Here is a 5,722-nt window from a genome sequence, read left to right on the forward strand (position 1 = left end):
CATGGGGGTGCGCGTGTTCCCCGATGGGCGGGATCCGCAATCGGGCACCAGCCTGGCCATGGACCGGCGCCTGGCGCGCGGGGCGCGGCGGCGGCGGGACCGGTTCCTGCAGCGTCAGCGGCGCCTGCTGGCGACCCTGGCGCGGCTGGGCCTGGTGCCTGGGGACCCGGCCGGGCGGACGGCGCAGGCGGCGGTCGACCCCTATCCCGGTGGATCTCGCCGCCCTGGAGAGCAAATACACCGAGGGGTTGCTGGTCGGCTACCGGGGCCTGGAGGCCAGGGGCGTGACGCCGCTGTTCCCCTTCGGCCACGGCCTGTCCTATTCGATCTTCACCTATGGCGGGCTGAAGGCGCCGGGCCACGTCAAGGGGGGGCAGCCGGTGACCGTCTCCCTGGACCTGCGCAACAGCGCTGGCCCGGCGGGCCAGGAGGTGGTGCAGCTCTACGTGGCCCCGGCGCATCGGGACGCGCAGGAACCGCCCAAGCAGCTGCGCGCCTTCGCCAAGCTGGCGCTGAAGCCGGGGGAGCGGCGGGTGGTCAGCCTGTCCGTCGACCCCCGGGCCTTCGCCGCCTGGGACGAGGCGAGCAGCCAATGGCGGGTGCGGCCCGGCGACTACACGCTGCTGGTCGGCCCCTCCTCCGCCGACATCCGGCGGCAGGCCAAGCTGACCGTGGCGGGCGGGAGCGCCACCGTGCCGTAATAATCCGCCTTCTCATCCCGGAACGCCGGGATGGGAGGGCCCCTAATAGAAGGAGGGCAGCAGCCGCGCGACCATCTTGCGGGTGGCATCAGCCTCACGGCCCAGCGTCTCCCGCATGAAGCCGCCGATCAGCGCGTCGGCGAACGCGTTGAGGGCGATGAACAGGATGCTGGATTTCAGGCGCCCGATGCTCAGTTCGCTGTCCGGTGGCAGGCGCTTCTCGATTTCCACCACCAGCGCCTGGACGGCAATGCGGATCGGTTCGAAACGGTCGATCTCGCCGCTCAGCGCGATCCAGGCCGCCAGCTTCGCGGCGCCGCCCTCGGCATAGGCGTCGAAGACGATGTCGATCATCTCCCGCTGGGCGGTCGGGTCATCCGACAGGATGCGGGTGATGGCCTGTCCCAAGGCGGCGTTCAGGTCGCACAGCATCGACGCCATCAGCGCCGTCTGCAACCCGGCCGCCGACCCGAAATGATGGATGAGGTTCACATGGGTCATGCCGATGCGCTTCCCCACTTCCTGCAGGGTCACCGCACCGGGGCCGTTCTCCAATAGGCAGGCGCGCGCCGCCTCCAAGGCCAGGCGGCGGGCTTCTTCGGGCGAGCGGCGCTGGCGCCGCTGACGGGGGGGGCGTTCTGTCGACATGGATGTCAATATAGGCTGACCCCGGCGCGGCGGTCGAGAGGGATTGCCGTGAAGAAGCGTCGCGGTCGCCCTTCCTTTGCGCTCGGCCACCCGCCGCACGTGCCCTCCTTGGCCACCTCCACTCTTTTACACCGGCGCGAAAGCCCTTTGCGCCGGGCGCGGCGAATGTTATTTACAGTTATGTATATAATGGAGACGCCCATGCTTCCCGAGAGCGAATCTCGCGACCGGCCCACCCTGAACCCGCTGGGCGGGTTGCCCGATCCGCTGGACGTCCTGATCGTCGGCGCCGGCCTGTCCGGCATCGACGCCGCCTGCCGCCTGACCCTGCATTGCCCGCGGAAAAGCTGGGCGCTGGTGGAGGCGCGGGACCGCATCGGCGGGACCTGGGATCTGTTCCGCTATCCCGGCATCCGGTCGGACAGCGACATGCACACGCTGGGCTTCCCGTTCCGCCCCTGGCAGGCCGACGCGTCCATCGCCGACGGTCCGGCGATCCGCGATTATATCGAGGACACGGCCAGCGAGTTCGGGCTGATGCCACGCATCCGCCTGGGCTGGCGGGTGACGCGGGCGGACTGGTGCAGCCGGGACCAGCTCTGGACGGTCGGCCTGGCCACGGCGGAAGGTGGGCGAAAGGTCCGCTGCCGCTTCCTTTACCTGTGTAGCGGCTATTACCGCTATGACCAGGGCCATACGCCTGTCTTCCCGGGGGCTGAGGATTTCCGGGGCCGCATCGTCCATCCCCAGCATTGGCCGGAGGATTTGGAGGTCAAGGGCCGCCGGGTGGTGGTGATCGGCAGCGGCGCCACCGCCGTGACCCTGGTGCCGGCCCTGGCCGACCGGGGAGCGATGGTGACCATGCTGCAACGGTCCCCCACCTACATCGTCTCCCGCCCCCGGCACGACGACTTGGGCGCGCGCCTCCGCCGGCGGCTGCCCGGCTGGCTGGCCGCCGCCCTGGTGCGCTGGAAATACATCGGCTGGAGCCTGCTGACCTATCAGTTGGCCCGGCGGCGGCCGGAAACCGTGAAACGCCGCATCATCGAAGCGGCACGGGCCGCCCTGGGCGACGGCATCGATGTCAGCCGGCATTTCACACCGACCTACGCCCCGTGGGACCAGCGCGTCTGCCTGGTGCCCGACGGTGACCTGTTCACCGCCCTGAAAACCGGTGCAGCCGAGATCGCCACCGGCCGCATCGCCCGCTTCACGCCGATCGGCATCCGGCTGGAATCCGGCGAGGAAATTGACGCTGATGTAATCATCACCGCCACCGGGCTGGAGATGCGCCTGCTGGGTGGGATGGAGATGCGGGTCGACGGGGCCCTGGTCAATCCGGGGGACCGGCTGCTGTACCAGGGAATGATGCTGGGCGACGTGCCCAACCATGCGCTGGCCATGGGCTATGTGAACGCCTCCTGGACCCTGAAGTGCGACCTGACGGCCCGCGCCGTCTGCCGCCTGCTGAACCGTATGGAGCGCCACGGCCATACCGTCTGCGTCCCCCGCCAGGCGGCGGCGGGCGATGGGCGGGAACCGCTGCTGGGCTTCGCCTCCGGCTATGTGCTGCGGGCACGCCCGCATATGCCCGGCCAGGGCAGCCGACCGCCCTGGCGGGTACGGCAGAACTATCTGGCGGACCTGGCCGCCTTCCACCTGTCGAGCCCGCGCGACGCGGCCCTGGCCTTCCTGCGCCCCGGCCAAAGCCTGAAGGACATCACGCCATGACCCAACCCTTGCGACTGAGCGGCCGCACCGCCGTGATCACCGGTGCCGGCGGCGGCATCGGCCGGGCCATCGCCCTTTCCCTGGCCCGGCGGGGCTGCGGGCTGGCACTGGCCGACATCGACCTGGCAGCGGCCCAGGCCACGGCCGGCGCCGCGACCCGTGACCACGGCGTGCGCGCCGAGGCCTACCGGCTGGACGTGGCCGACCGCCCGGCCGTCGCCGCCTTCGCAGGCCAGGTGGCCACCGGCCACGGCGGGACGGACATCCTGGTCAACAACGCCGGCGTCGCCCTGGGTGGCACCTTTCGCCAGGTGGCGGAAGCGGATTTCGACTGGCTGATGGCGGTGAATTTCACCGGCCTGGTGCAGATGACCCGGGCCTTCCTGCCGTTGCTCAGTGCCAGCGACGACGCCCGGCTGGTCAACCTGTCCAGCATCTTCGGCATCGTCGCCCCTCCCGGGCAGGCCGCCTATGCCGCCAGCAAGTTCGCCGTGCGCGGCTTCACCGAGGCGTTGCGCCACGAACTGGCCGGGACCCGCGTGGGCGTGACCCTGGTCCACCCCGGGGGGGTAGCCACCGCCATCGCCGCCAACGCCCGCCCGCCGGCCGGGGCGGACGCCACCACCCTGGCCGAGCAGAAGGCGACGGCGCAGCGCCTGCTGCGGATGCCGCCGGACCAGGCCGGCGAGATCATCGTGCGGGCGGTGGAGCAGCGACGGGACCGGGTGCTGGTTGGCCGAGACGCGCAGGCGGCCGAGCTCATCCAACGCCTGTTCCCCACCCGCTACTGGTCGCTGCTGCGCCCGCGATAGCCAGGAACAGCGAAGCCGGCCCTCGAAATTCCCACGCAGGGTTCGCAGCGTCGCTCTTCCCCGTGCTGCCCTCCCGGGGTCTCAAGCGTTCCGTCAGGCCCGATCCGCAGCGGCGTTCTCCCTGAACAGCATCGCGAGATAGTTGACCGCCTCGAGCCACCGCGCGCTGGCGCCCGCGTTCGCCCGGGCCAGATGGGCCTCGAACCGGCCAGCCAGGTCAGGCTCACGCGCCCTGAACAAGGCTGGGTATTCCGGCCGTTCCCCTGCGGTGCGCGCCGGGGCCTGTTCCTGCCAAATCTCGTTGAGAACCTGGTCCTTGCGGGCCTCGTCGGCGTCGGACCATTCCGGATCCGGCACCAGTTCGCTCAGGATTCCCCAGCTTCTGAACATCTGAACCAATATGCTGGGGGAGCTGCTCAGCGGCCAAGCCGCCGCTTCCCAGACGGAATGTTGCAGTTTACGCCGATCGCCCGGCGGGAACTTCTCTTCCGACAGGGCGACCAACTCGTTCCGGAGGCTGGCCCATTCGGCACGCGCCACCGCCTCCCCAGCCAAAAGCCTCTGGTGAAGTTTCGACAAACGACCTGTGATGTCCGACGGATCGATGTCATCCCGTGGCGGGGCCAGCATCATCAGCAGGAAGCCATACAATGGGAGGGTTAGATCCGCCCCCGGCTCGATGGCCCCCACCAAATCCCGCCAGGCCGCGACCGCAGCCGCGTTGCCCGCATAGGCTGGCATGGCGTCCAGCAACAACACCAAGGACGGGGGCAGGCCGTAGACCTCCGAAAGCTCCTCACAGTCGGTAGACATCAGGGTAGTGAGCGGTTTGGCACTCCGCTGGCCCTGGATATGCCCTGCGCCAATCAGCGCATCGATGCTGTCGATCAGCTTCTGCTTCAAATCCAGGCGGCCATGAAACGCGGGACGATCCACTGTCATAATTTCTGCTCGATGATGGCTGTGAGCTGTGTGCGCGAGAGGGTGCCGACCCGGCGATGGATCTCCTCGCCGCCCTTGAACAGGATCAGCACGGGCACGGTCTGCACCCCGAAGCGGGCGGCCACGTCCGGCTCCGCCTCGATGTCCACCTTGTAGACATTCATCTCGCCATCAAAATCGGTGGCGACCTCATCAAGTATCGGTGCCAGCGCACGGCAAGGGCCACACCAAGGTGCCCAGAAGTCCACCAGTGCCGGCGTCTCGGCGCCAATGACCTTTGAATCAAATTCGGCTGTATTCACGCTGGTCGCTTTTTTCATTTTGATTCCTCCATGTCACACACTGCCACTTACAACCATCTCATCAATGCGCAGGGTCGGTTGGCCCACGCTGACGCTCACTGTCTGGCCCGCTTTGCCGCAGGTCGCGATTCCCTCATCCAGTGCCCAGTCATGGCCGACGGCACGGATGTGGCGCAGCGCCTCATGTCCCACGCCCACCAGCGTCACCCCCTTCACCGGGGCGGTGATCTTGCCGTCCTCGATGAGGTAGGCCTCGACGGCGGTGAAGTTGAAACGGCCGCTGGTGATATCCACCTGGCCGCCCCCCATCCGGGGGGCATAGATGCCACGCGCCACCGACGCGACGATGTCGGTCGGATCCTCCTGGCCGGCCAGGAGGAAGGTGTTCGTCATCCGCGGCATGGGAAGATGCGCATAGGACTGGCGCCGCGCATTTCCCGTCGGCCTCATGTTCATGAGGCGGGCGTTCAGGCGGTCCTGCATCAGCCCCGTCAATACGCCGTTTCTCATGAGGNCGTTCCTTTGCCAGGCGTTCCTTCGTCATCGATGCCGACGCTGGCCAGCCGGCCGGGCAAAGACCCGTCAT

At 68.5% G+C, this 5,722-nt stretch carries 6 protein-coding genes and 1 pseudogene; 3 read left to right on the top strand and 4 right to left on the bottom strand.

The window, feature by feature from the left end; all coding sequences use genetic code 11:
• The first annotated feature begins 209 nt into the window (after nucleotides 1–209).
• Nucleotides 210–701, top strand: a complete 492-nt coding sequence (locus tag I55_RS25660; protein ID WP_159107271.1) for a fibronectin type III-like domain-contianing protein — start codon at nucleotides 210–212, stop codon at nucleotides 699–701.
• A gap of 42 nt (nucleotides 702–743) precedes the next feature.
• Here I55_RS25660 and I55_RS25665 read toward each other — a convergent pair whose 3' ends face one another.
• Nucleotides 744–1,349: a TetR/AcrR family transcriptional regulator gene (locus I55_RS25665; RefSeq protein ID WP_044563566.1), complete on the bottom strand. Its 606-nt coding sequence runs from the start codon at nucleotides 1,347–1,349 to the stop codon at nucleotides 744–746.
• 201 nt (nucleotides 1,350–1,550) lie between these two features.
• Between I55_RS25665 and I55_RS25670 the strand changes: the two genes are divergently transcribed.
• Complete coding sequence (locus I55_RS25670) at nucleotides 1,551–3,080, top strand: NAD(P)/FAD-dependent oxidoreductase (protein ID WP_044563567.1); 1,530 nt, start codon at nucleotides 1,551–1,553, stop codon at nucleotides 3,078–3,080.
• The gene (locus tag I55_RS25675; protein ID WP_044563568.1) at nucleotides 3,077–3,892 is read left to right on the top strand and encodes an SDR family oxidoreductase; all 816 of its coding nucleotides are present in this window, start codon (nucleotides 3,077–3,079) and stop codon (nucleotides 3,890–3,892) included. The genes I55_RS25670 and I55_RS25675 overlap by 4 nt, the downstream gene beginning before the upstream one ends.
• A gap of 93 nt (nucleotides 3,893–3,985) precedes the next feature.
• Here the strand turns inward: I55_RS25675 and I55_RS25680 are convergent, their stop codons facing one another.
• The 3 genes and pseudogenes from I55_RS25680 to I55_RS25690 all read right to left on the bottom strand — a co-directional run.
• The gene (locus I55_RS25680; protein WP_148293954.1) at nucleotides 3,986–4,828 is read right to left on the bottom strand and encodes a hypothetical protein; all 843 of its coding nucleotides are present in this window, start codon (nucleotides 4,826–4,828) and stop codon (nucleotides 3,986–3,988) included.
• Between the two features lie 2 nt (nucleotides 4,829–4,830).
• Nucleotides 4,831–5,154, bottom strand: coding sequence for a thioredoxin (gene trxA / locus I55_RS25685; protein ID WP_044563570.1), 324 nt, complete (start codon nucleotides 5,152–5,154; stop codon nucleotides 4,831–4,833).
• Between the two features lie 15 nt (nucleotides 5,155–5,169).
• A pseudogene (locus tag I55_RS25690) lies at nucleotides 5,170–5,722 on the bottom strand (metallopeptidase TldD-related protein); the annotation flags it as partial.

Source organism: Azospirillum sp. B4, from assembly GCF_000333275.1.
Classification (GTDB): Bacteria; Pseudomonadota; Alphaproteobacteria; order Azospirillales; family Azospirillaceae; genus Nitrospirillum.

Coding starts and splice junctions, on each gene's coding strand:
- I55_RS25665 (WP_044563566.1), bottom strand. CDS start 1,349: ATGTCGACAGAACGCCCCCCCCGTCAGCGGCGCCAGCGCCGCTCGCCC.
- I55_RS25670 (WP_044563567.1), top strand. CDS start 1,551: ATGCTTCCCGAGAGCGAATCTCGCGACCGGCCCACCCTGAACCCGCTG.
- I55_RS25675 (WP_044563568.1), top strand. CDS start 3,077: ATGACCCAACCCTTGCGACTGAGCGGCCGCACCGCCGTGATCACCGGT.
- trxA (WP_044563570.1), bottom strand. CDS start 5,154: ATGAAAAAAGCGACCAGCGTGAATACAGCCGAATTTGATTCAAAGGTC.